We start from the raw sequence: 24752 nt of genomic DNA on the forward strand, positions 1-24752 counted from the left end.
ATGATTGACCTAAACTGCTAAATTGGTTATGTGGATTTTAAAGTGATATGGTATAAGACCTTTGATAACTTGTTTTTGCTACAAGGTGATATTCTGTGGAGGCCGGAAAAACTATGAAAAAATCTCATGTGTGCATTGGAAATATGACATATAGAAAATTTAACATTGTACGCAAGATATTGGGGGTGGTGCTTTTGGGAAGCACCTGTATGTTGGCGGGATGCCTCTTTAAAGAGAAAAATACCCTTGATCCATCTGCTTATGTTTTGAAAATAGAGCCACCAGATGTTTTATATAATCAGGCGCTTGCTAGCCTTGAGAGTGGGAAGCTTGGGGATGCATCGAAGAAGTTTTTGAAGATTGAAAAGCAGTATGCTTATACAGACTGGGGGCGTAAATCTTTGGTCATGGGTGCTTTTACTAATTACCGACTCGGAAAGTATGATGATTCAATTAGTATGGCTCAACGCTATATTACTCTTTATCCAGGGTCGACTGACTCGGCTTATGCGTACTATATTATTGGTCTTTCTTCTTTCCGTCGGATTCCTGATGTTACGCGTGATCAACGTGATACGAAACGTGCTATTGCTGCTATGCAGCTCCTTATAGAGCGTTATCCTAATTCTGAATATGTCAAGGATGCTAAGGATAAAATACGTTTTGGGCGCGAACAGCTGGCTGGCAAAGAAATGCAGATTGGTCGTTATTATGAAGAGGGGCGGCGCTATCTTGCGGCAAGTAGACGGTTTCGTACCGTGGTTGAAGAGTATTCCGATACAAATCAAATTGAAGAAGCGCTTTTCCGCTTGACGGAAGTTAATCTTGCTCTTGGCTTAACGGCGGAAGCGCAGACGGCAGCAGCTATTTTAGGACGTAACTATCCCAAAAGTGAGTGGTATAAATTTTCTTATAATCTCTTGCAGAAGAATAAAATATCGCCACGCGAGCATAAATCTTCTTGGATCTCAAATGCTTTAGGTGGTGATAAGAAGAGGGTACGTTGATTCTCTATGCTGGTACAGCTTTCGATTCATAATATTGTTTTGATCGAAACGCTCGATATTCATTTTACGGCGGGGTTGACGGTTTTAACTGGAGAAACAGGTGCGGGGAAGTCTATTCTCCTTGATGCTTTATCACTTGCTCTAGGGGGGCGGGGTGATGCTTCGCTTGTGCGTCATGGTGCTGAGCGCGGGCAGGTCACAGCTGTTTTTGATGTGTCTGTTTCACATCCTGCACGTCAACTTATTCGTGAGAATGGTCTTGATGATGAGGGTGATATTATTTTACGACGTGTGCAATCAAGTGATGGACGCAGCCGTGTTTTTATCAATGATCAGGTGTCTAGTGTTGCATTGATGCGGAGTGTTGGCCGTTTGCTGGTTGAAATCCATGGACAACATGATGATCGTGCGCTTGTTGATGTTGCTACACATCGCCAATTATTAGATGCCTTTGGTGGTCTTGAGGATGAAGTGGAAAATTTGCGTCAGTGTTATTACACATGGCGTGAATTTGAGGAGCGTTTGCAACGGCAGCGTCTTAAAGTAGAGAGTGCTGTACGTGAGGTTGATTATCTTCGTGCGTGTGTAGAAGAGCTTGAAAAGCTTGATTTTAAAGTTGGTGAAGAGGATACTCTTTCTCTTCGTCGTGCCGATATGCTTAAATTAGAAAAAATAGCGACGGATATTAAAGAAGCGGATGATCTTTTAACGGGTCAAAAATCACCAATCCCAGTGCTTTCCAATTTGGTGAGGCGTTTGGAGCGGAAAATTCCTGAAGCACAAGAGCTTATTGCACCAGTGGTGAAATCTATTGATGAGGCATTGCATGCACTTGCAACAGCGCAAGAAGGTATTGAGACGGCAATACGAGCATTAGATTTTGAACCTGATGAATTGGAACGGATAGAAGAGCGTCTTTTTTCTCTTCGGGGTTTTGCTCGTAAATATCAAGTTTCTGCGGATGAATTGGTTCAGTTACACGATAAGATGGATGCTGAATTAGCTGATTTTGAAGAGGCTCAGACTATATTGACACGTTTTGAAGATGAAGCAAAACAAGCACAAAAAAATTACGATACGTTAGCACAAGCGTTGTCAATAAAACGTCAAGAGATTGCAAAGCACTTGTCTGAAAGCGTGATGACTGAGTTACCGGCATTGAAATTAGAGAGGGCTGAATTTATTGTTGAAATGCAAAGTGATATCGAAAAGCGGAGTGCAGAGGGATGTGATCGTATTGAATATTGGGTGCGAACAAATCCTGGAACACGTGCTGGACCAATGCTTAGTGTGGCTTCTGGCGGTGAATTGTCTCGTTTTTTGTTGGCATTAAAAGTTGTTTTATCTGATCGAGGATCAGCACCGACGCTGATCTTTGATGAAATTGATACAGGCGTTGGGGGTGCTGTTGCAGCTGCTATTGGGCAACGGTTGCAACGCTTATCAGAACATGTTCAGGTTTTCGCTATTACGCATGCTCCACAGGTTGCATCGAAAGCGCATGGTCATTTTCTTATTTCAAAAATTGAGAGTCATGATAAAGGACGCTTTGTTACTGCTATTCATAAAATGGAAGAGCATGAGCGTGCAGAAGAAATTGCTCGTATGTTGGCAGGAGAACAGATTACTGAAGAAGCGCGTGCAGCGGCTCAAAAGCTTCTAGCATGAAGGTAATTAGTCAGCGATAAAAATACTGGAAAGCTTGTATTTATTGAGATTCACTTTATGAGGAGGCGCGGAGATCATCCTTGTGGCAGTGCTCGTAATTTGGAATAGATTTTATGAACAAAGATGCAGATAAAAATCTCACAGCTGTTGAAGCAGAAAGTGAATTAGAGTGGTTGGCAAAAGAGATTGCACGTCATGATGTGCTTTATAATCGTGATGATCAGCCTGAAATTTCCGATGCAGAATATGATGCTTTGCGCCGCCGTAATGCAGAAATTGAAGCTCTTTTTCCAGAGCTTATTCGTGTTGATTCTCCTTCACATAAAATTGGGGCACCAATTTCTGAAAAGTTTGAAAAATCTGTTCATGCACAGCCAATGCTTTCACTGGATAATGCGTTTAGCTCTGAAGATGTTACTGAATTTGTTGAGCGTATTCGTCGTTTTTTACGGCTTCCAGAAACACAGGTGTTGGAAATAACAGCGGAGCCAAAAATTGATGGTTTATCTTTGTCTTTACGCTATGAAAAGGGGCGGCTTGTGGGGGCGGCAACGCGTGGGGATGGAACTGTCGGTGAAAATGTGACGGCAAATGCCCGAACCATTGCTGATATTCCACAAGTTTTGCAAGGTGATTTTCCTGATATAATTGAGGTGCGTGGTGAAGTTTATATGGGGCGGGAGGATTTCCAAGCACTTAATATCAGCCAACAAGAGAAGGGCAAGTTAACCTTTGCCAATCCTCGAAATGCGGCAGCTGGTTCACTCCGTCAGCTTGATTCACGGATAACCGCTAGCAGAAAGCTTCAATTTTTTGCTTATGCTTGTGGTGAGGTGAGTGAAATATTGGCAGAAAGTCAAATGGAGATGATGAAAAAGCTAAAAGAATATGGCTTTGTTATCAATCCATTAACAAAAGCCTTTAAGACGTTAGAAGAAATTATTTCTTATTATCACGATATCGAAGAATGCCGTCATTCTTTAAGCTATGATATTGATGGGATTGTTTATAAGGTTAATGATTTGATGCTCCAAAAGCGCTTGGGGTTTGTTTCTCGTTCGCCGCGTTGGGCAATCGCGCATAAATTTCCAGCAGAAAAAGCGATAGCGCTTTTGAAAGATATTGACATTCAAGTTGGTCGCACGGGAGCTTTGACACCTGTTGCACGTCTTACACCTATTACTGTTGGTGGAGTCGTGGTGACCAATGCTAGTTTGCATAATGAGGATTATATTAAGGGAATTGGTCATAAAGGAGAGCCTATTCGTGAAGGACGTGACATCCGTGTAGGCGATAGCGTGATTGTACAACGTGCTGGTGATGTGATCCCTCAAGTTATTGATGTTATTATTGAAAAACGCCCGAAAGATGCTTCTGTCTTTATTTTTCCTCATTTGTGTCCAGCTTGTGGGAGTCATGCTGTTCGTGAAGTGGGAGAAGCCGTGCGTCGCTGTACAGGGGGGCTTATTTGTCCTGCACAGGCGATTGAGCGTATTCGTCATTTTGTTGCGCGTAATGCTTTTGATATTGAGGGCTTGGGTAAAAAACAGGTAGAGTTTTTTTTCTATGCTCAAGATGAAGCGCTTTGTATTCATACACCAGCCGATATTTTTACTTTAGAACGTCGCCAAGAAAAATCTTTGATACGTTTAGAAAATATAGAAGGTTTTGGTACTGTTTCAGTTCGCAAATTGTATGATGCCATTAATGCACGTCGCGAAATTCCTTTAAGCCGTTTTTTGTTTGCATTGGGGATTCGTCATGTTGGAGAGGTGAATGCACGCCGCCTTGCGCGTACTTATAAAAATTATACAGCTTTTGAAACTGCGGCTATGGGAGCACTTATGCCATGTGATAAGGCAAATGAAAAAGGCAATGAAGCTTGGATGGAGCTTACCAATATCGAAGGAATTGGACCACAGGTAGGGAGCGCAATTGTTGATTTTTATCAAGAAGCGCATAATCGTGAGGTTTTGTCTGTTTTACTTGAAGAAGTAACTCCTCTTGATGAAGAGCCTATCACGACAGCTTCTTCCCCAATAGCGGAGAAGACAATTGTTTTTACAGGAACTTTGGCGCATATGTCACGCGATGAAGCAAAAGCATTGGCAGAGCGATTAGGGGCCAAAACATCTGGTTCACTTTCTAAAAAAACAGATCTTCTTGTTGCAGGACCTGGAGCGGGCTCCAAATTGGCTAAAGCTGAAGAATTAGGTGTTGAGGTTATCGATGAAGAGACTTGGCTACAGTTGATTGAGGAACATGATGTTTAGAGGGCGTTTTCTAGAAGATGCGTATGCTGTTTGTATGGTTATCTCTCTTACATTTTGGGGGGCTGGAATCAAAAAGGGGATAATAGGGGTTGTTTTTTTTTGCAAAAATAGAGCGCCATATATTTTGATATTTATTAAGTGATTAAAAAACGTTGAATTTAAATATTAAACTTAAACTCTTATGATTAAGAATATACAAGGTTATTATTAGTAAAAGATATACGGTATCACTGTGAATCAAGGTAAAAATTGTAACTAAATATGCAGAATTTTTGAATTTAAACAGTGTAATGAGCTGGTTATAATAGGCGTTTTAGAAATGAGACGCGGAGGATTACAAAATATAATGAAAATTTCTATACAGCAGAATAAGGCTATAACTCATGTGAAGATGGTAGAGGATAGTTGATAAGCATTATCTGTTATAAGTATATCCCGTTCTGTTTCAGTTTGGGAAGAGCTTTTATCCTATCGGTAAAAAAACTTGAAGTATTTTATAGAAGCATTTTTTGTGATTGCTGATGGTAAATATGCATTTCCCTCTTTAAAAGAGAAGGGTGTGGTGTTTTTATAAGAAGCGTTAGAAGATATTTGTGTTGCCTCATTTAAAGGGGTAGTGTTGCCTCTTTTGCCCATTTTTTATCTTCTTCATTTAAGTAAGGTGCATTCATCTGATAAACGCGCGCATGGTAATCATTGAGCCATTGCCGTTCTTCTTGTGTCAAAAGCTCTGGGAGAATGAGTTTTCGATCAATAGGGCAAAGTGTAAGCGTCTCAAACGAAAGCATTTCTATATCCCCGCCATCAATTTTTTGTGCTGGCTTTACAATTATCAAATTTTCAAGACGGATACCAAAAGCACCTTCGCGATAATATCCTGGTTCGTTTGAAAGAATCATACCGGAGATGAGTTCTTGGCATCCTTTGCGGGAAATATTTTGTGGTCCTTCATGAACAGAAAGATAAGACCCGACACCATGACCGGTGCCATGAGCATAATCAAAACCAGCCTTCCACAATGCAATGCGCGCTAGAATATCAATGTCTTGTCCGCGGGTTCCTTTTGGAAAGTAAGCAGTTGAAAGAGCAATCATACCTTTGAGGACAAGCGTGAAACAGCGTTTTTCTTCTTCTCCAATATTCCCAATTGCTACTGTACGTGTGATATCTGTCGTTCCATCACGATATTGTCCGCCTGAATCAACAAGATAAAGTTCACCCGCATTGAGTTGTTTATTTGTTTGTGTTGTTACACGATAATGAATAATGGCGCCATTTTCTCCTGCTGCTGAAATTGTATCAAAAGAAAGATCTTTAAGTTCTTCTCCCATTTCTTTTGCTGTATTTATGCGAAATTCTTCTAATTTTTGCGCAGCAGAAATTTCACTTATTGACCCTGGTGTTTGTTTATCTAACCAAGAAAAAAAACGGGTTAGGGCAACACCATCGCGTAGATGCGCTTTGCGTGCGCCATTGAGTTCTGTGTCATTTTTAATGGCACGTGGTAGAGCGGCAGGATCGGTAAGTGTGATGAAAGAGCTATTTTTTTCTTCAATAACAGTTCGTAATTTTTCGCATGTTAGCTGTGGATCTAAGGCAAACACTGTCCCTTTTTGAACATACTCTTTGACCTTTGGAATAAGCAGTTCTGGTTCATATAATTTTGCATAACGTTCCAGATATTGTTTCTGTTCTACACCAAGTTTTTTGCTGTTAATGAATAAGACAGGTGTTTCTTGGATGGGAATGAGAGCAAAACAAAGGGAAAAAGGTGTGTTGGAAACATCATTGCCACGTATATTGAATGTCCATGCAATGGAGGAGGGGTCTGTAAAAATAAAAGCATTTGCATGAGTTTTCTGTATATCTTTGTAAATCAAAGCGAGTTTTTCATCCGTATTGCACCCAGCATATTTGAGAGGGTGAATTGATAGGGCAGCTTGTGGCAATGATGGCTGATCATGCCAAAGCAGATCAATGGGATTGGAGTGAATTGCTACAAGTTTTCCACCTGCTTTCATTTCTAATGCGTTTCTCAATGCATCGGTGGCAGTGATGGTGTGGAGCCATGGATCAAAGCCAATAGAAAGTTTTTGAGCATTTTTTTCAAGCCATTGTGAGGGAGGGCAAGTTATGAGATCTTCATAATCAAAAATATTAGGATCAGTTTGTTGGCGAACTTGGAGCTTATATCGTCCGTCTGTAAATATGATGGCTTTGTTTTTTAAAATCAGTGCAATCCCAGCTGATCCAGTAAAGCCGGTTAGCCAGCTAAGGCGTTGAGCATGGGGAGGGACATACTCTCCTTGATGTTCATCGCACCGCGGAACAAGAAAACCATCGAGACCAAGGCGGTCAAACTCTTTACGCAGAGAGGCAATGCGTTCTAGAGCATGGGCTGGATTTGTTGTCGCCTCAAAAGATTGATACATAATGACGTCCTTTTCTTTTACTTTATTTCAGATGTATCGTAACCCATCCTTGACGGTGGTATGTTTCAATGTGTTTCAGCCCTTGTTTTACATAAGCCTTTAAAACATCTGCATGTTGTTCTTCAAGAACTCCAGAGAGTATCAGTGATCCACCTTTTTGGAGTGCCTTTACCATTTCTTGTGCAAGTGCGATAAGAGGATTGGCAAGGATATTGGCAACAATAAGATCAAAGGGAGCACGTGAAGCAATTTCATCATGGGCAAAATCTGTTGCTGTGACAGCTGTGATATATTTTTTTACGCCATTGAGCTGGATATTGTGTTGTGTAACTTGAATAGCGATTGGATCAATATCAGATGCAAGTATAGCAATAGGTTTGAGCATTGCGATGCCGATGGCGAGTACCCCACTGCCGGTACCAAGATCAAGTGCATTTTGGGGATTTTCATGTTCCATCACTTTGGCAATCATTTCTAAACAACCAGCTGTTGTTCCATGATGTCCGGTGCCAAAAGCTTGATTTGCTTCAATTTCAATAGGAAGAACATTGGCTGGAATGGCGTTTCGGTTGTGACTTCCATGAAGAAAAAAAGGACCGACTTGCACAGGTTTTAGTCCTTCTAGGCTTTTTTGTACCCAATCAATGTTGGGTAAAATTTCACTGTTAATTTTATTAGGATCTATAGAAAGGATTTGGGCAAAACGTTTCGAAATATGCTCGTAGTTTTCTTGGTCTACATAGAGTGAAAGTTCATATACAGCATTTTGTTCATCTATCTCTGTAAGAGCAAGAGGATAACCTTCTTCGTCAAAGGCTGTGTCTATAAGGGTATAGAACCGTTCTGCTTCATTTTTAGAAGCAGTATAATAGAGGCGAATTTGTTGCGACATGCTGTTCTTTCTTTTGATCGGCTTTTTTTAGTTTAAGATGAGTTTTTTTAACCGTTCAATGGCGATTTCATCTTTTAATTCGCTATCGCTTTCTTTCGTGTCATAACGGATAACGCCAGCTAATTTTCCACCTTTTTTGAGTAAAAAAATTGCTGCTGTATGGTTATATGTATAGTTTCCATCTGTTCCAGGGACTTTTTCAGCAACGATGTTAAAGGAATTGACCATTTTATGAACTTTATCAGGATCTCCACTGATACCCATGATTTTATTGTTAAAATTACTGAGATATTCATGGAGCACTTCTGGTGTATCACGTTCAGGGTCAACAGTAACAAACCATATGCCTAATTTATCGGCATTGGGTCCAAGGGCTGTAAGCCATCGATCAAGATTCATCAATGTCGTAGGGCAGATTTCAGGACACATAGTGAAACCGAAAAAAACTATTGAAGTCTTGCTTCGAATATCAGCCTCAGTGATATTTTTTCCATTAGAATCAGTGAGTGTAAAATTATCACCTAAAGGCTTATTTGTCAGCGCATCATAAATAAAAATACCTGCAAGAAATATGATTGTCAGCCCCAAGATGCGTATTACATTTTTCATAGTTTGACTCTCTTAGATAGATCAAGAAATTGTAACATCGGCAGGTTTGTTTTGCAATCTCTGTTTCATGGTTGATTTTATTGGCTTGATTGGTATGTCTTTCCATATCTATTGATGAAACATTGGTGAGGGATGCATGAATATTGAGAACGATCTTCGATTTCATGAAAGTGAGCCTCGTATCCATACGACAGCACGGCTGCATGGTTGTAAATTAGGGCGCTATGTGGAAATTAATGAGCGGGTGATTTTACGGGATGTAACCGTTGGAGATTTTTCTTATTTAGAACGTAATAGTGAGGCTATTTATAGCGATATTGGGCGTTTTTGTTCTATTGCATCTCATGTACGGATGAATGCGTTGGAGCATCCTATGGAGCGCGTTTCAACGCATAAAATAACCTATCGTCCAAACGAATATTTTCGTTATATGGCTCTTGATCGTTCTTTTCGCGAAAGGCGTTGTGCAAAACGTGTTATTATTGGGCATGATGTGTGGATTGGATATGGCGCGGTTATTATGCCTGGGGTGACAGTTGGACATGGAGCAATTATTGGTGCTAACGCTGTTATAACGAAAGATGTTATGCCTTATGCGGTTGTCGCTGGTGTTCCTGCTAAACGGTTGCGGATGCGTTTTCCCAATCATGTCATAGAATGCCTTTTGGAGATGGCTTGGTGGGATTGGTCGCTTGATAAAATTTACGATGCATTGCCTGATATGCAAAATTTACCCATTGAAGTTTTTGTTCGCAAATGGAAATGATAATCAGAATAAACAAAATGGTCTCTTGCAAAAACTGATCGTGGTTTGCTTTTAGTTAAGCTTTGTTGACAAAATTATCCAGTACACGCTTTTCTCCGGCTTTTTCAAACATTATTGTCAATTTATGATCGTCTATTGCTGTAATATGACCATAACCAAATTTTATGTGAAAAATCCGATCATTGATGGAAAAATCTGATGATGCATGAGAGATTGATTGAGCGATAATTTTCCCTTCAATCGTCTTGTTTTTTTGTGCATGCTTTTGTCTTGCTGTTGCATAGCCAGTATAACAGGAATCGTGATTTTGAAAGGAAGATTTTCCATAACCACCATAAGATGTTTCCATTGCTATGGCTTCTATATGTTCTGCTGGTAATTCATCTAGAAAGCGGGAGGGAAGAGTAGATTGCCAAAGTCCATGAATTCTACGATTAGATACAAACCATATATGCAGGTGTTTTTTTGCTCTTGTGAGTCCAACATAAGCAAGACGCCGTTCTTCTTCTAATCCTGAACGTCCACCTTCATCTAATGAGCGCTGATGGGGAAAAAGTCCTTCTTCCCAGCCAGGAAGAAAAACTGTTTCAAATTCAAGTCCTTTGGCTGAATGAAGTGTCATGATGTTGACTGCATCGGTATTTTCATTGTTTTCAGCATCCATAACGAGTGCAACATGTTCCAAAAAACTTTGAAGATTTTCAAATTGTTCCATGGAACGGATCATTTCTTTAAGATTTTCTAGTCGTGTAGGAGCCTCTGGTGAGCGATCTTCTAACCACATGGTTGTATAACCAGAATCATCAAGGATAATCTCGGCAAGTTCTTTATGAGGAGTATCTTGAAGCATATTTTGCCAGCGGCGGAAGTTTTCAATAAGGCTTCGTAACGCACTGCGTGCCTTAGGCTTTAACTCATCTGTTTCAATGATGTCAGCGGCTGCAGAAAAGAGAGGAACAGCACGTGCTCGCGCACTCTCATAAAGAATGCGCAGGGTTGCATCGCCTATGCCGCGTTTCGGTGTATTAATAACACGCTCAAAAGCTAAATCATCAGCAGGTTGGACAACAACGCGTAAATAAGCCATAGCATCACGTATTTCCATTCGTTCATAAAAACGAGGACCACCAATGACGCGGTAGTTAAGACCAAGCGTTACAAAGCGATCTTCAAATTCACGCATTTGGAATGATGCACGCACCAATATAGCCATATGATTTAATGCATGACCTGTTTGGTGTGCTTGTTCAATTTCTTCTCCGATGGCACGGGCCTCTTCTTGCGAATCCCATGCTGAATGAATTTTTACTTTTTCTTCCTCACTCTTTATTTGTGCAGAAAAAAGGACTTTGCCCAGTCTTTCTTCATTATGAGCAATGAGATGGGAGGCGGTTTTAAGAATATGGGATGTTGAGCGATAATTACGTTCTAGACGAATAATTTTGGCAGAAGGAAAATCTTTTTCAAAACGTAATATATTCTCGACTTTTGCACCACGCCATCCATAAATGGATTGATCATCATCGCCAACACAACAAAGATTAACATGTTGACCTTGGGGATGTTGTGCCAAAAGGCGAAGCCAAAGATATTGTGCTGTATTTGTATCTTGGTATTCATCGACAAGAATATAGCGAAATTGAGAATGGTATTCGCGAAGAATATCTGGATTATGTTGGAAGATAGAGATAGAATGAAGAAGAAGATCGCCAAAATCACAAGCATTAAGATCTTTTAATCGATTTTGATAACTGTGATAAAGTTCGCGTCCCATGCCGTTGCCAAAGGAATGAGCATCACTTTTTGAGATATGTTCTGGTGAAAGTCCTTGATTTTTCCAAGAATCAATCATCATGGCAAGGTTTCGTGCGGGCCAACGCTTATCGTCTAGTCCCTCAGCTTGAATAAGCTGTTTTAAAAGTCGAAGAACATCATCGCTATCGAGAATTGTAAAGTTTCTTTTTAAACCAACAAGCTCTGCGTGACGGCGTAAAATTTTAGCACCAGTGGAGTGAAAAGTTCCAAGCCAAGGCATACCTTCAACAACTCCTCCAATAAGTTCACCAATACGTATTTTCATTTCACGTGCTGCTTTGTTGGTGAAAGTAACAGCAAGTATTTGCTGAGGAGAGGCAAGCCCAGAGCGTAAAATATGAGAAATACGGGTTGTTAAAACGCGCGTTTTTCCTGTACCAGCACCTGCAAGAACTAAAAGAGGTCCCTCAGTATTCATAACAGCTTGTTGCTGTTCTGGATTGAGTTGTTTTAAATAGTCTGTGTTATATGATTTTTGTTCTTTTAGAGTATGGGAGGAAAAACCAGAGCTCTTTTTATCATGGTCTGGAGGGGAATCTTCTTCAAAGAAAGGTATGTTGTGATCAGAAAAATTACTCATTATATCTCTTTTGTAGTCTTTTTTTCATTGAAGTTCTAGATTAAAAAAACTTCTCTAAAAAAAGTCACAACAGCTTCAGTTGAATAAACAAAAAGAGAACGTAAAAAATAAGCATAAACATTAAAGGCGTTGGGTGAGAACGCTTTGAAGGGCATAAACGCGTAAAGAAGCCGAAAGATTGACTTGTTGTGGTCTTTTGCTATCAATATCAGTGATAATAAAGGCTAAAGATTGTCCTTTTTTGCGGGCTATATCTTTTAGAATATCTAAAAATGGCGGTTCTAAAGAGACGCTTGTTGCGTGCCCATCAACGCGAACAGATATTTTTCGTGGAATGACTTTTGACCAATCGATAGAATTATTTTCGTGCATTTTTCCACCTTTATTCGTCGTTTCGTAAACGATTTTGATCAAGAAATTTTTGCGTTTTTAAAGATTTTTGTTGCTCAAAAATTTTTTCAGTTTTTGTTCGTCCAAAACGATAACGATTTTGCTCAGCACGAAGAGATTTTTCTGTACGTTTTTTTTGTTTTCGAAATTGGCGAAGATTAATCAATTCAGTCATGAGAAAATTTATTTTTTCCGAAAAGAATCTAAAGAGACAACATCAGCACTTTGTTTTGTATCGCTATTTGAAGATTCTTTATTTGTACTGAAATTTTGTTCTTTTGTAAGCGTATTTTCTTTTTTTTGTGTGTTTGATAAGGTAATGGGCGTAGTTGAGGTATTTTCTGAATTTTCACTTTCTCCAGAGGTAAGATTTGAGGGCAGATCAAATGCTGCTTCAAATGCTGCTACAGGATCATAAAAGACCTGAATAGAAGTAAAAGGAATCACGAGCTTTTCGGTTATTTCCCTGAAGGAGAGGGTTACTTCGAAAGCTGTTTCTGAAACACTGAGATCTCTAAACTGATGTTGTAAGACGATTGTCATTTGCTCAGGATAGCGATTTTTTAGCCGAGGAGAAATTTTAACACCTGGGGCATTCGTCAAAAAAGTTATAAAAAAATGATGATTTCCCGGAAGACCTGCTTTGCTAACTTCCGATAAAACTTTACGGATAACTCCACGAAGCGCATCCTGAACGAGAATATCGTAACGGATTTGATCTTTAACCATCGAAGTTTATTCCTTTTATTTCACGTAGCAGAATGGAGCGTATTGATATTGTGTGATAGAATATATTTTAAAATTAGCAGTATTTTGTCTACGATGCACCTCAATAAATCGAATAAAAACGAAACTCTATGGTAAATAATGTCTGATAATGTCTGAAAGATCAATCAATAACATTTAAAAAAATGAAGGCTTCTGTTGCCAGGTGCCTCCGAACCCCGCTTAAACCTGCGACGGTTTAAGACTTAAATTGAAACATTCGCACTGCATTAAGCAGCGAGACGTGCTTCCGCATAGTTGTCATTTGCAACTACTCATTTAGTCCGATAACGGTGGTACTATGCCGAGTAAAAGAGCAATCTTTACGCCCTTGTCGATCCTATTTCGCCCCCACCAAAATATAACTTTGGTCTCTTATATTTTGGTGGAGGCGCCGGGTACCGCCCCCGGGTCCAATGAGTTTATTTCATTGTCCATTTATTACCATAGCTGGTAAACCAGCTCCTTAAATATAGATGAAGAACAGTCTTAGGAAAAGGGGGGGGTTGTTAATATTTTTAATCCTCTAATTATTTATGGAGCTATATGATGCGGCTGTAAAGTATAGGCCGCTCATTTTTGGAGAGGAGATGATGCAAAATGACCAATAATCTAGCAGATATTAAACTATATGATTCAAACCCCGATGAAGCAGCAGTAGAACGGCTTAGCCGTCGTTTAGCTTTGGTGATGAAAAAGCAGGATGCAGCGCTTGTTGCTACATCGGATCCAAAAGAGTTAGAACGCGTTGAAAAATGGGTTCAAGATGTATTAGGCGCGGATGAGCAGAGGGCTAAAATGGCTGTGTCAAAAGTTGCAGAAATGATGTCTGGAGATCGCAGAAAAAGTCGTATGACTTTCTATTATTTGGTAGCTAAACAATTAAACGCACTTGATAAAATTTAAACAATTTTAAAATTCAATTTTGCTCAATAAAAAAGCCCAAAATTCTTTGGGCTTTTTTGTTTAGCATCGAAGGTTTAATCGGTTTCGTTTTCTTGAAGATATCCTCCTTTGCTCATATCCGGTATAAAGAGGGTGGCAATGAATGCAATGATCATTACGCCGATTACGTAAAAATAAAACAGTGATTCATGTCCTATATTTTTTAATCCAAGTGCTACGTATTCGGCAGAACCACCAAATAATGCATTGCCAATAGCATGAGAGAGACCAACTCCCAGTGCTCGTACTGAAGAGGGAAACATTGCTGATTTTACGACACCAGAGATGGATGTATACATGCTCATAATACAGAGTATTCCAATAATGGCTGATAGCGCAATCCATGGATTATGTGCGTGACCGATTATAAGAAGTCCAGGAATTGTAAAGAGAGTAGAGAGTGCACTCCAAAGGATAAGTAAAGTTCTTGTCCCAATTTTATCAGCTAGGATACCAAATATGGGTTGGAGTAATATGAAAATAAAGAGTGCCGCGGTCATTACAGTTGTAGCGGTATGTTTATCAAAACCGGTAGTTGTGATCAGATATTTCTGCATATAAGTCGTACAAGTGTAAAATGTGAGAGATCCTCCAGAGGCGAAGAGAACAATCACAAAAAATGCTTTTGTGTGTTTGCTTAGAAGCTCTTTAAGACTCCCAGTGTGTTTTTGAGAGCGGCTTTCTTTGGTGGTTGTTTCATGAAGTGAACGACGTAGATAAAGTACGACGAATGCTCCCAATCCACCAATAGCAAATGGAAAACGCCAGCCCCATGTTCTTAATTGGTCTTCCGTTAGATAAAGTGCCAGAATAAATATAATAAAACTGGCTAAAAGTTGACCAGTAATAAGCGTACCAGATTGGAAAGAAGCGAAGAGACCGCGGTGTTTTTTAAGGGAAACTTCGCTTATATAAGTTGCAGCTGTACCATATTCACCACCTGCTGAAAGTCCCTGCATCATACGGATTAGGAGAAGAAGAATTGCTGCAGTTCTCCCTAAAGTTTCATAAGTGGGAAGTATGGCAATGAGAAAAGAGCCCCCACACATCATAAGAATAGATATGAGCATCGAGTTTTTTCGTCCATAACGATCAGCAATAAAGCCAAAAAGCCAACTTCCAATTGGGCGCATAAGAAAACCAATAAAGAAGATTCCTGCAGTTTTAAAAAATTGGGTAACAACATCGCCATCTGAAGGGAAAAATTGTGGTGCAAAGTAAATAGAAGCAAATGAGTAAACGTAAAAATCATACCACTCTACTAGATTTCCTGATGCGCTAGATATGATAGCGAAGATACGTTTTCTTGTATCATGTTGTACTAAAGTTGTTTCATTTTTCATGAAGTGCTCCCCTTTTAGATCTGTAGTTTATATTTTTTTATTTAAAGTTTTTTACGATTTTTATCGCCAAAACTCAGTTAGTATAATAATAATTTCTTATGAAAGCTATATGAGAGGGCTTATTTTGGTTATAGGATTATGCCTTTTGAGCGTTTTCTTTTTGTAGGCGGATAAAGATCATCACATCGAATCTAAAAGGGGAGCGTGTTGAAAAGTAGGTTTAAGCTGGATGAAATGTTGGTAAAAAAGTGCTTAAATGGCTGTTTTAAAAGTTGCTGATAGGATGTTTGGAGAGTGCAGAAAAGTTGTATAATTTTTTATTATTTAGATACTAACCATTTGATAAATATCTAAACAATACAGATTCTTATACATGTATTCTTCACCTTATAGAGGAGTACAGCATTTTTTCCTGTAGGGTGAGCTATAAGAAGTGAATGGATTTTATATTATTTGCTTCTTTTATTGAATATTTATACATCCATTATAAAAAAGCCCAATTGCTTGGGCTTTTTTATTTTGTATAGAAAATTTAATAGATATCATTGTCTTTAAGATATCCTCCTTTGTCTATATCTGGCATCAAGAGAATTGAGATGAGTGCAATGATCATCATACCAACTATGTAAAAAAAGAAAACAGATTCGTATCCCATATTTTTTAATCCAAGCGCTACATATTCAGCAGAACCGCCAAATAGTGCATTCCCAATGGCAAAAGCAAATCCAACACCAATTGCGCGGATTGAGGCTGGGAACAATTCTGCTTTTATGATACCAGCAATGGACGTATAAAAACTCATAACACAGAGTATTCCAATGATGATTAAGAGTGCTGCCCATGCATTATGGGCATTCCCAATCATTTTAAGTACAGGAATGGTGCAGATAATGGATAAGGTACTCCAACTAATGAGTGAAGCTCTTGCTCCAATTTTATCGGCTATGAAACCAAAAAGGGGTTGGAGTAGCACAAAAATAAAGAGGGCGGCAGTCATTATCGTTGTTGCGGTTTGTTTATCAAAACCCGTGGTTGTGATCAGATATTTTTGCATATAAGTGGTGTATGTATAAAATGTGAGTGATCCACCAGCTGTAAAGCCAACAACCAAAAAGAAAGCTTTTTTATGATTGCGAAAAAGTTCTCTAAGACTACCAGCATGTTGTTCAGAGCGGCTTTTGTGGGTTGTTGTTTCATGGAGCAAACTACGCAGATAAATTGCAACAATTGCTCCAAAGCCACCAATGACAAAAGGAATACGCCAGCCCCATGCTTTTAACTGATCTTCAGTAAGGTAAAGGGATAAAATAAATATTATAAAACTTGCGAGAAGTTGACCTGTGATCGTTGTTGCATATTGAAAAGAAGCAAAGAGACCACGACGATTTTTTGGTGCAACTTCGCTCATATAAGTTGCTGCTGTACCATATTCACCGCCAACGGAAAGTCCTTGAAACATGCGGACTAAAAGGAGGAGAAATGCTGCTGTTATTCCCAAGGTTTTATAAGTGGGAAGTATGGCAATGAGAAAAGAGCCCCCACACATCATAAAAACAGAAATAAGCATTGAGCGTTTACGTCCATAACGATCCGCAACGAATCCAAAGAGCCATGCTCCAATTGGACGCATAAGAAAGCCAATAAAAAAGATTCCTGCAGTTTTTAAAAGTTGTGTAACGATATCTTCATCTTCAGGAAAAAGTAACGATATCTTCATCTTCAGGAAAAAATTGTGATGAAAAATAAACCGATGCAAAGGAGTAAGCATAAAAGTCGTACCATTCTACCAGATTTCCTGATGCACTGGATATGATAGCAAAAATACGTTTCCTTGTATCATGTGGATCTAAAGTTGTTTGATTATTCATGAAGTATTCCCCTTTTAGATTTATAACTTTTCTTCTCTTTAAAGTTGTTTACAGTTTACGCCATAAAAATTCAATCATATTGCGATGTTTCTTAAAAAAAGGGGGGTGGAAGTGGCTTATTTCCATGATGTTTGCAGTTTTATTTTTGTCATAGAACAAAAACGGTACTCATATTTTTATAGGAAGGTATGTTTTGATTTTTATTGTATCTTTAACGGTGTCATTGATCATCCAGATCAGAAAGGGGTGTTGAGAGAGGATTGATTGGTGATAATAGATGCGGTTTAATTTCTATTATTAGACAAATAAGGAAACGATATTTTGCTTATTTTTGATAAAGAAAAGAGGATCTTAATTAAAACAGATCTGATGTTTTTAAAGCTAAGTATACTGGATTTATTGGGATCATGAAAAATATACGGTTATGATGTGGGATAATTTATTCATCATGGTTCATATCAAAGAAGAGGACATTGCTCCTTTATGATACGAGAGATGTTTATGCTATGAAAGGCGTGTCTATAATAAGTTGTAAATATTGATTTTACAGTATTATCATAATCAAGAAGCCCGAAAAATCGGGATTCTTGATTTAGTTTAGAAAATTTAATGGATACTATCACCTTGAAGATAACCCTCTTTCCGGGCATCGGGCATTAAGAGAACAGAAATGAATGCAATAATCATCATGCCAGTTATATAAAAATAGAAGACAGATTCATATCCAAGATCTTTTAATCCAAGCGCGACATATTCAGCAGAACCGCCAAACAGTGCGTTGGCAATAGCATAAGAGAGCCCAACTCCTATTGCTCGTACTGAAGCGGGAAACATTTCTGATTTTACAATGCCAGAGATGGACGTGTAAAAGCTCATAATGCAGAGCATTCCAATAATGACTGATAAAGCAATCCATGTATTATCAGTACTACCAATCACATTAAGTCCAGGAATGGTAAAGATAATGGATAAGACACTCCAAATAAGGAGTGAAGTTCTTGTTCCAATTTTATCAGCCATAAAACCAAATGCAGGTTGAAGTAACATGAAAACAAAGAGTGCAGCAGTCATCACAGTTGTGGCTGTATGTTTATCAAAGCCGGTGGTTGTAATCAGATATTTCTGCATGTAAGTCGTATAGGTGTAGAATGTGAGCGATCCTCCAGCGGTAAAGCCGATAACTAGAAAAAAAGCTTTTCGGTGGTTGCTTAGAAGTCCTCTAATACTACCAGCTTGTGCACTAGAACGACTTTCTTTGGTCGTTGTCTCATGGAGCGTGCGGCGTAGATAAATCGCAACAATTGCTCCTAGTCCACCAATGGCAAATGGAATACGCCAACCCCATGCTTTTAGCTGATCTTCAGTGAGATAAAGCGCTAAAATGAATATAACAAGACTGGCTAGAAGCTGACCACCAATCAGTGTGGTGTATTGGAAAGAGCTAAAAAATCCTCGGCGATTTTTGAGGGCGATTTCGCTCATATAAGTTGCTGTTGTACCATATTCACCACCGACAGAAAGCCCCTGAAGCATTCTGAGTAAAAGTAAAAGAATTCCTGCTGCTACTCCAATGGTTTCATAGGTAGGAAGTAGGGCGATTAAGAACGAACCACCACACATCATAAAAACAGAGATAAGCATTGAGCGTTTGCGTCCGTAACGATCGGCAATGAAGCCAAAAAGCCATCCGCCGATTGGGCGCATAAGAAAACCAATAGCAAAGACACCAGCAGCCATTAAAAGTTGCGTAACGACATTGCCTTCTGAGGGAAAAAATTGTGATGCAAAGTAAATGGATGTAAAGGAATAAACATAAAAGTCATACCATTCTACTAGATTACCTGATGCACTGGACACGATAGCCCAGATACGTTTTCTTGTATCATGTGGTGCTAAAGTTGGTTCATTCTCCATAAATTTATCCCTTTTATGATCATACCTAACTTGTTTCTTTTAAAATTTATTTACGATTTGATTCATCAAAATGCAATCGTATAATAATGATTTCCTATAAAAGATGTTTGGGAGGAGGATTTTTTTGAATTGTATTTTTATAAATTTTGAAGTTTATATTTTCTGTAACGTTAAGAATCAACCATAATATTTATATGAAAATCTATCTTGATCTTTTATCGCATGTTTTAAATAACGGCATTGATCGTACAGATCGAACCGGTGTGGGGACACGATCAATTTTTGGGTATCAAATGCGGTTTGATTTGCAGGCTGGCTTTCCTCTGTTAACAACGAAGAAATTGCATTTGCGCTCGATCATTTATGAGCTTTTGTGGTTTTTGAGAGGTGATACAAATATTGCATGGTTGAAGGAACATGGTGTGTCAATTTGGGATGAGTGGGCTGATGAGAAAGGGAACCTTGGTCCTATTTATGGTTATCAGTGGCGCTCTTGGCCTGCTCCCGATGGACGGCATATTGATCAAATCAGTCATCTTTTGACGATGATTAAAGAAACGCCTGATTCTCGTCGCTTAATTGTATCTGCTTGGAACCCCGCACTGATAGAGGAGATGGCTTTGCCTCCTTGTCATTGTTTTTTTCAATTTTATGTTGCTGATGGGAAGCTATCCTGTCAGCTTTATCAGCGTTCAGCAGATATTTTCTTAGGTGTTCCGTTTAATATTGCTTCGTATGCGTTGTTGACGATGATGATTGCCCAAGTAAGTGGACTTAAAGCAGGAGACTTTATTCATACTCTGGGTGACGCTCATCTTTATTCTAACCATTTTGAACAGGCAAGATACCAGTTGTCTCGTATACCAAATGCTTTGCCGTTGATGCTTATAAATTCAGCGGTAACAGATCTTTTTTCTTTTAAATTTGAGGATTTTGAATTGCTTAATTATGAAGCGCAGCCACATATTAAGGCACCGGTAGCAGTATGACTTTTCCAGTTTGTTTAATTGCAGCTGTTGCAGAAAATGGTGTTATAGGTCGTGAAGGTGCGATGCCTTGGCATTTATCCACGGATTTGCAACGCTTTAAAGCTTTGACTTTTGGTAACCCCATTATTATGGGGCGAAAAACATGGGATTCTCTTGGGCGTCCTTTACTAGGGCGTACAAATATTGTTATTACCCGTAATTGTGTATTCACGGCTGAAGGCGCTGTTATTGCTCATTCTTTGTCGCAAGCCTGTTCGATTGCAAAAAGTGTGGCTTCTCAAAATGGTGCAGATGCAGTTTTTATTATTGGGGGTGGTGAAATTTTTCAACAAGGGTTGCATATGGCTGATAAAATATTCCTTACAGAAGTTTTAGCTTCTATAGAAGGTGATAGTTTTTTTCCTGTTTTTGATAAAGAAAAATGGACTATTGTAGAAACACAAGATATTCCAAAAGGAGAAAAAGATAGTCATCCGACACGTTTTGTGGTTTATGAACGAAAATAATCATAAGTGAAAAGAACCTGTCAGTTGTATTGTAATGAGATAAGATAATCCCTATAAGATCCAATTGAATGGTTGGTATTTGAATGAATGGTAGTCAGTTAAAGAGGTGATAATGCCCTGGACAAATCAAAATGGTGGTGGCCCGTGGAGTGGCGATAAAAACAAGAACAGTGGTGACAAAAAAACATCGACTAAGAATCTTTTTGGTTCTGGTGGCAATAATGGGGGCGGAAATGGTCCCAATTTTGATGATATTTTGCGTAAAGGGAAGGATCAGTTTAAACAATTTAGTAGAGGGGGAATTGTTGTTTTGTTCCTTCTGCTTGCTGTGTGTTTTTTGCTCTATCAATCACTTTATATCGTCCAACAAAATGAGCAAGCAGTGGAATTGCGTTTTGGTGTGCCTAAGGCGGGAATTATCGGGGATGGATTGCATTTTCACTTTTGGCCAATTGAGACCTATATGAAAGTGCCTTTAACTGAAAAAACAATTGCAATTGGTGGACAGACTGGACAGAGACAACAAAGTGAAGGTTTGATGCTGTCTAGTGATCAAAATATTGTTAATGTCAATTTTTCTGTTTACTATCGCATTTCACATCCAGGACAATTTTTATTCAATGTGAATGATCAAGAAGGGACAGTTCGTCAGGTTGCTGAAAGTGCAATGCGCGAGGTTATTGGTTCGCGGCCGGTTGATGATGTTTTACGTGACAAGAAAGAAGAAGTTGCTAATGACGTTAGAAAGATTATCCAGTTGACTGTAGATAAATATCAACTCGGTGTCGAAATAAGTCGTGTATCGATTAGTGAAGCTGCTCCTCCGACAAAGGTTGCTGCTGCGTTTAATTCTGTTCAGCAGGCAGAGCAGGAACGTGGAAGAATGATTGAAGAGGGGAATCGTGTGCGTTTTAAGAAGATTGGTTTAGCAAATGGTGAAGCTTCACGCACACGGGAAATCGCAAAAGGTGAAAAAGCACAAATGGTTGAAGAGGCACGCGGGCGTGCTGAACGTTTTCAGGCTATAGCCCGTGAGGCGGCAATATCACCAGAGGCTGCGCGTTATCGTCTTTATATGGAAACGATGGGGCGTATTTTCTCTTCACCAAATAAATTGGTTCTTGATCAAATTAATTCTCCAGCGGTGCCTTATCTTCCTTTGAACGAATTGCTGGGTAACAATTTATCAGAAAAAGCAAAAGCGAAATCAGCACGTTCGACATCGCTCTTGGATGCTCATATTTCTGGAGGACGCTAATAATGCAGCAGTCTCGTTTTTTGTTTATTTTTAGTACCATAATGTTTCTTTTGATCATTTTGTGGATGTCACTTTTTATTGTCTATCCTCGTCAACAAGTGGCAATTAAGCGTTTTGGTCAAATCGTTAAGGTCGAGTCTAATCCTGGAATTTATTCGAAAATGCCCTTTGTGGATAAGATGATTGTGGTGGATAATCGCTTGTTGCGTTATGATGTTCCTACGCAATCGGTACAAGTTCGTGGGGGTGCTTATTACGAAGTGGATGCGTTCTTTATTTATCGTATTACGGATCCTAAATTGTTTTTACAGCGTATTGCTTCAGGGCGTCCGCAAATTGCGGCACGTGAAAATCTTGCACCACGGTTTATTGACGCTTTGCGTGCTGTTTATGGTAAGCGAGAATTTAAAGCTGCCTTATCGGATGAACGAGGCGCAATGATGGCTGAGGTGCAACGGCAATTTTCTATAGATGCAGGTTCGCTGGGTATTACGATTGTTGATGTGCGTATTCGAAAAACCGATTTAACGGATGCTGTTTCAGAAGATGTTTATCGACAAATGGCTGCTGAACGGGAGGCTGTTGCGGAAAATATCCGGGCTCGTGGTCAACAAGAACGAGATCGTATTGTGGCAGAAGCAAATCGTGAATATGAGGAAATTGTGGCAGCCGCAAAGCGTGATGCTGAAATTACTCGCGGTGAAGGACAAGCCGAAAGTATTCGCATTTTATTAAATGCGCGGGAAGCTAATCCATCTTTTTACGATTTTTGGTTAGCGATGGAACAGTATAAGAATTTAGAAAGAGTTTCGATGGTCATTTCACCAAATGAGGATTTCTTTTTTTATTTTCAAAATCCCCTGCAAGTAAAGAAAAAGCTTTCATCAACAATGAGTCCTAGTTTGAGCAAAACTGATTCAAAGTCTGGTGGAGAATAGATGTATACTATTTCATATGAGAAGTATGCTCTATAGCTGCTTTTTTATGATGCATGTAAGAGAGTGTTAAGCCATACTGATTTTGCATAATAAGTTGAGTAAGGCTCTTTGCAGCTTTGGTTAAAGGCATGTCATGGATAGAAGTATCGTGAGTAGAAATACGTTTTTGAAGTCTTTTATCACAAGAGTTGTTTTGTGTGTGATTTTGTTTTTATCAGGATCAGTGAATTTGTCTTGGGGCGCAGAGACAAACAAGACATTGCTTTCTGTTCCTGATTTAGCTTCTGAGCTTTTGGAGACGGTTGTGAATATTTCTACGGCACAGACTGTTGAAGGAACCGAACAGGATGAAAATACTTCGGTACCCGTTATTCCCAAAGATTCATTGCTGGAGGAATATTTTAATGATTTTTTTACACCCAAAGATGGTCAAAAAAATAGTCAATTTCAAAAGGTGCGTTCTTTGGGGTCTGGTTTTGTGATTGATGCGCAAAAAGGGATTATTGTTACAAATTATCATGTTATTGTTGATGCTGATGATATTGAAGTTAATTTTACAGATGGTACAAAACTCAAGGCGAAGCTTCTTGGCAAGGATAGCAAAACTGATTTGGCACTACTTCAAGTGGATGCGGGACGTAAAAAATTAAAAGCTGTGCGTTTTGGTGACTCAGAAAAAGCACGTATTGGTGACTGGGTTATGGCTATTGGTAATCCTTATGGTTTTGGTGGAAGTGTAACGGTTGGTATTATTTCTGCACGTAACCGTGATCTTAATGCTGGTCCCTATGATAATTTTATTCAAACAGATGCAGCAATTAATCGGGGCAATTCTGGTGGTCCGTTATTTGATAGAAATGGTGAAGTCATTGGCATTAATACAGCAATTGTTTCACCTTCTGGAGGATCTATCGGTATTGGGTTTGCTATTCCATCAGATATGGCCCTTTCTGTTATTAGTCAATTGCGTGATTTTGGAGAAATAAGGCGTGGTTGGTTAGCTATTCGTATTCAGCCGGTGACTGAGGATATTGCAAAAAGTTTAAAATTGGACAATGCGGTAGGAGCATTGGTGGCTGGTAAAATAGAACAGACGGAAGAAAATAATGTAGATAATAGCCAGTTACAAACTGGAGATGTTATTCTTTTCTTTGGCAATGCAAAAATTAAGCATGCACGTGATTTGCCGCGTTTAGTGGCGGAAAGTCCGGAAGGAAAAGTGGTAGATGTTACCGTTTTACGGGATGGACAAGAAAAAACAGTAAAAGTTAAGCTTGGACGTTTGATTGAAACAGATGCAAATGAAGATATAGAAGAAGAAGTTGATGATAAAAAAGATAATGATCTGTCGAAAAGCGTGACAATGCAATTTATGGGAATGACGCTATCTGAATTGACAGAGGATTTGCGTCATCGTTATTCAATTTCAGATAAACTTCGAGGACTAGTGGTAACATCTGTTGCACAAAATAGCGCAGCGGATAAAAAGCGTATTCGCGTTGGTGAAGTCATTATTGATATCAATCAGAGTGCTATCACAACAATCGATGAAGCTAAAAAACGGATTCATAAATTACGTGAAGCCGGACGCAAAAATGCTCTATTCATCGTAGCGCGTCCAGATGGAGAGTTACGGTTCGTAACGCTTCTAATGGATTGATACCCCAATAGATTGAGGCTTAAAAATTAATTTTTTGTTTTTTATCAGCCTTGGTATATGGGCTATTTTGTAGCTCAGCCATGTGATGTTCAATATTTTTCAAGCTCATTTCACGACAAAGAGCATGGATTGTA

At 39.1% G+C, this 24752-nt stretch carries 19 protein-coding genes, 1 other RNA gene and 1 pseudogene; 10 read left to right on the forward strand and 11 right to left on the reverse strand.

Annotated features, from left to right (window positions below; all coding sequences use genetic code 11):
- Positions 1–113 precede the first annotated feature (113 nt).
- The 3 genes from ACFIKD_RS03630 (at position 114) to ligA (ending at position 4948) form a co-directional block, all read left to right on the forward strand.
- Positions 114–1007 carry an outer membrane protein assembly factor BamD gene (locus tag ACFIKD_RS03630; protein ID WP_015856633.1) on the forward strand — a complete coding sequence of 298 codons (894 nt, stop codon included), beginning with the start codon at positions 114–116 and terminating at the stop codon, positions 1005–1007.
- A gap of 6 nt (positions 1008–1013) precedes the next feature.
- Positions 1014–2675, forward strand: coding sequence for a DNA repair protein RecN (gene recN, locus ACFIKD_RS03635; RefSeq protein WP_375636169.1), 1662 nt, complete (start codon positions 1014–1016; stop codon positions 2673–2675).
- A gap of 113 nt (positions 2676–2788) precedes the next feature.
- A complete protein-coding gene (ligA, locus tag ACFIKD_RS03640) occupies positions 2789–4948 on the forward strand; it encodes an NAD-dependent DNA ligase LigA (protein ID WP_375636170.1) in 2160 nt (719 codons plus the stop codon).
- Positions 4949–5553: 605 nt separating this feature from the next.
- Here ligA and ACFIKD_RS03645 read toward each other — a convergent pair.
- The 3 genes from ACFIKD_RS03645 to ACFIKD_RS03655 are packed head-to-tail and all read right to left on the reverse strand — an operon-like array spanning position 5554 to position 8881.
- Entirely contained in the window at positions 5554–7380 is a 1827-nt protein-coding gene (locus ACFIKD_RS03645; protein WP_375647242.1) for an aminopeptidase P family protein, read from the reverse strand.
- A 22-nt stretch (positions 7381–7402) separates the two neighbouring features.
- Positions 7403–8272: a 50S ribosomal protein L11 methyltransferase gene (locus ACFIKD_RS03650; protein WP_375647244.1), complete on the reverse strand. Its 870-nt coding sequence runs from the start codon at positions 8270–8272 to the stop codon at positions 7403–7405.
- 27 nt (positions 8273–8299) lie between these two features.
- Entirely contained in the window at positions 8300–8881 is a 582-nt protein-coding gene (locus ACFIKD_RS03655; RefSeq protein ID WP_375647245.1) for an SCO family protein, read from the reverse strand.
- A 136-nt stretch (positions 8882–9017) separates the two neighbouring features.
- Here ACFIKD_RS03655 and ACFIKD_RS03660 point away from each other — a divergent pair, with 136 nt between their 5' ends.
- Positions 9018–9647 (forward strand): DapH/DapD/GlmU-related protein, encoded by a 630-nt coding sequence (locus ACFIKD_RS03660; RefSeq protein ID WP_375636173.1) that lies wholly within the window; start codon positions 9018–9020, stop codon positions 9645–9647.
- Between the two features lie 55 nt (positions 9648–9702).
- On the opposite strand, the gene ACFIKD_RS03665 is transcribed toward ACFIKD_RS03660, so the two are convergent.
- The 5 genes from ACFIKD_RS03665 to ssrA all read right to left on the reverse strand — a co-directional run bounded on the left by ACFIKD_RS03665 (position 9703) and on the right by ssrA (position 13699).
- Positions 9703–12042, reverse strand: a complete 2340-nt coding sequence (locus ACFIKD_RS03665) for an ATP-dependent helicase (RefSeq protein WP_375647246.1) — start codon at positions 12040–12042, stop codon at positions 9703–9705.
- 120 nt (positions 12043–12162) lie between these two features.
- On the reverse strand, positions 12163–12414 hold the full coding sequence (locus tag ACFIKD_RS03670; RefSeq protein ID WP_273788067.1) for a ribbon-helix-helix domain-containing protein: 252 nt from the start codon (positions 12412–12414) through the stop codon (positions 12163–12165).
- 10 nt (positions 12415–12424) lie between these two features.
- Positions 12425–12607, reverse strand: a complete 183-nt coding sequence (locus ACFIKD_RS03675; RefSeq protein ID WP_375647248.1) for a DUF4169 family protein — start codon at positions 12605–12607, stop codon at positions 12425–12427.
- An 8-nt stretch (positions 12608–12615) separates the two neighbouring features.
- On the reverse strand, positions 12616–13161 hold the full coding sequence (locus ACFIKD_RS03680) for an SspB family protein (RefSeq protein WP_015856623.1): 546 nt from the start codon (positions 13159–13161) through the stop codon (positions 12616–12618).
- 181 nt (positions 13162–13342) lie between these two features.
- Positions 13343–13699, reverse strand: a transfer-messenger RNA (tmRNA) gene (gene ssrA, locus ACFIKD_RS03685).
- Positions 13700–13797: 98 nt separating this feature from the next.
- Here ssrA and ACFIKD_RS03690 point away from each other — a divergent pair.
- Positions 13798–14103 carry a DUF2853 family protein gene (locus ACFIKD_RS03690; RefSeq protein ID WP_015856622.1) on the forward strand — a complete coding sequence of 102 codons (306 nt, stop codon included), beginning with the start codon at positions 13798–13800 and terminating at the stop codon, positions 14101–14103.
- A 74-nt stretch (positions 14104–14177) separates the two neighbouring features.
- On the opposite strand, the gene ACFIKD_RS03695 is transcribed toward ACFIKD_RS03690, so the two are convergent.
- From ACFIKD_RS03695 to ACFIKD_RS03705, 3 genes and pseudogenes are all read right to left on the reverse strand, one after another.
- Complete coding sequence (locus ACFIKD_RS03695; protein WP_375647249.1) at positions 14178–15485, reverse strand: MFS family transporter; 1308 nt, start codon at positions 15483–15485, stop codon at positions 14178–14180.
- A 532-nt stretch (positions 15486–16017) separates the two neighbouring features.
- Positions 16018–17353 (reverse strand): annotated as a pseudogene (locus ACFIKD_RS03700) (MFS family transporter).
- Positions 17354–17959: 606 nt separating this feature from the next.
- Entirely contained in the window at positions 17960–19267 is a 1308-nt protein-coding gene (locus tag ACFIKD_RS03705; RefSeq protein ID WP_375636179.1) for an MFS family transporter, read from the reverse strand.
- A gap of 194 nt (positions 19268–19461) precedes the next feature.
- On the opposite strand from ACFIKD_RS03705, the gene ACFIKD_RS03710 reads away from it, so the two are divergent.
- The 5 genes from ACFIKD_RS03710 (at position 19462) to ACFIKD_RS03730 (ending at position 24618) form a co-directional block, all read left to right on the forward strand.
- Positions 19462–20256, forward strand: coding sequence for a thymidylate synthase (locus ACFIKD_RS03710; RefSeq protein WP_015856618.1), 795 nt, complete (start codon positions 19462–19464; stop codon positions 20254–20256).
- On the forward strand, positions 20253–20762 hold the full coding sequence (locus ACFIKD_RS03715) for a dihydrofolate reductase (protein WP_375636180.1): 510 nt from the start codon (positions 20253–20255) through the stop codon (positions 20760–20762). Before ACFIKD_RS03710 ends, ACFIKD_RS03715 begins: the two co-directional genes overlap by 4 nt.
- A 112-nt stretch (positions 20763–20874) precedes the next feature.
- Positions 20875–22020, forward strand: coding sequence for an FtsH protease activity modulator HflK (gene hflK / locus ACFIKD_RS03720; protein ID WP_375647250.1), 1146 nt, complete (start codon positions 20875–20877; stop codon positions 22018–22020).
- A 2-nt stretch (positions 22021–22022) separates the two neighbouring features.
- Entirely contained in the window at positions 22023–22958 is a 936-nt protein-coding gene (gene hflC, locus ACFIKD_RS03725) for a protease modulator HflC (RefSeq protein WP_375636182.1), read from the forward strand.
- Between the two features lie 133 nt (positions 22959–23091).
- The gene (locus ACFIKD_RS03730; protein WP_375636183.1) at positions 23092–24618 is read left to right on the forward strand and encodes a Do family serine endopeptidase; all 1527 of its coding nucleotides are present in this window, start codon (positions 23092–23094) and stop codon (positions 24616–24618) included.
- Positions 24619–24752 lie beyond the last annotated feature (134 nt).

Source organism: Bartonella sp. CR84HXZ (genome assembly GCF_042194535.1).
GTDB lineage: Bacteria > Pseudomonadota > Alphaproteobacteria > Rhizobiales > Rhizobiaceae > Bartonella > Bartonella grahamii.

Bases quoted from the DNA above. Each gene is read 5' to 3' on its own strand.
- ACFIKD_RS03630 (WP_015856633.1), top strand. From the start codon at position 114: ATGAAAAAATCTCATGTGTGCATTGGAAATATGACATATAGAAAATTT.
- recN (WP_375636169.1), top strand. From the start codon at position 1,014: ATGCTGGTACAGCTTTCGATTCATAATATTGTTTTGATCGAAACGCTC.
- ligA (WP_375636170.1), top strand. From the start codon at position 2,789: ATGAACAAAGATGCAGATAAAAATCTCACAGCTGTTGAAGCAGAAAGT.
- ACFIKD_RS03645 (WP_375647242.1), bottom strand. From the start codon at position 7,380: ATGTATCAATCTTTTGAGGCGACAACAAATCCAGCCCATGCTCTAGAA.
- ACFIKD_RS03650 (WP_375647244.1), bottom strand. From the start codon at position 8,272: ATGTCGCAACAAATTCGCCTCTATTATACTGCTTCTAAAAATGAAGCA.
- ACFIKD_RS03655 (WP_375647245.1), bottom strand. From the start codon at position 8,881: ATGAAAAATGTAATACGCATCTTGGGGCTGACAATCATATTTCTTGCA.
- ACFIKD_RS03660 (WP_375636173.1), top strand. From the start codon at position 9,018: ATGAATATTGAGAACGATCTTCGATTTCATGAAAGTGAGCCTCGTATC.
- ACFIKD_RS03665 (WP_375647246.1), bottom strand. From the start codon at position 12,042: ATGAGTAATTTTTCTGATCACAACATACCTTTCTTTGAAGAAGATTCC.
- ACFIKD_RS03670 (WP_273788067.1), bottom strand. From the start codon at position 12,414: ATGCACGAAAATAATTCTATCGATTGGTCAAAAGTCATTCCACGAAAA.
- ACFIKD_RS03675 (WP_375647248.1), bottom strand. From the start codon at position 12,607: ATGACTGAATTGATTAATCTTCGCCAATTTCGAAAACAAAAAAAACGT.
- ACFIKD_RS03680 (WP_015856623.1), bottom strand. From the start codon at position 13,161: ATGGTTAAAGATCAAATCCGTTACGATATTCTCGTTCAGGATGCGCTT.
- ACFIKD_RS03690 (WP_015856622.1), top strand. From the start codon at position 13,798: ATGACCAATAATCTAGCAGATATTAAACTATATGATTCAAACCCCGAT.
- ACFIKD_RS03695 (WP_375647249.1), bottom strand. From the start codon at position 15,485: ATGAAAAATGAAACAACTTTAGTACAACATGATACAAGAAAACGTATC.
- ACFIKD_RS03705 (WP_375636179.1), bottom strand. From the start codon at position 19,267: ATGGAGAATGAACCAACTTTAGCACCACATGATACAAGAAAACGTATC.
- ACFIKD_RS03710 (WP_015856618.1), top strand. From the start codon at position 19,462: ATGAAAATCTATCTTGATCTTTTATCGCATGTTTTAAATAACGGCATT.
- ACFIKD_RS03715 (WP_375636180.1), top strand. From the start codon at position 20,253: ATGACTTTTCCAGTTTGTTTAATTGCAGCTGTTGCAGAAAATGGTGTT.
- hflK (WP_375647250.1), top strand. From the start codon at position 20,875: ATGCCCTGGACAAATCAAAATGGTGGTGGCCCGTGGAGTGGCGATAAA.
- hflC (WP_375636182.1), top strand. From the start codon at position 22,023: ATGCAGCAGTCTCGTTTTTTGTTTATTTTTAGTACCATAATGTTTCTT.
- ACFIKD_RS03730 (WP_375636183.1), top strand. From the start codon at position 23,092: ATGGATAGAAGTATCGTGAGTAGAAATACGTTTTTGAAGTCTTTTATC.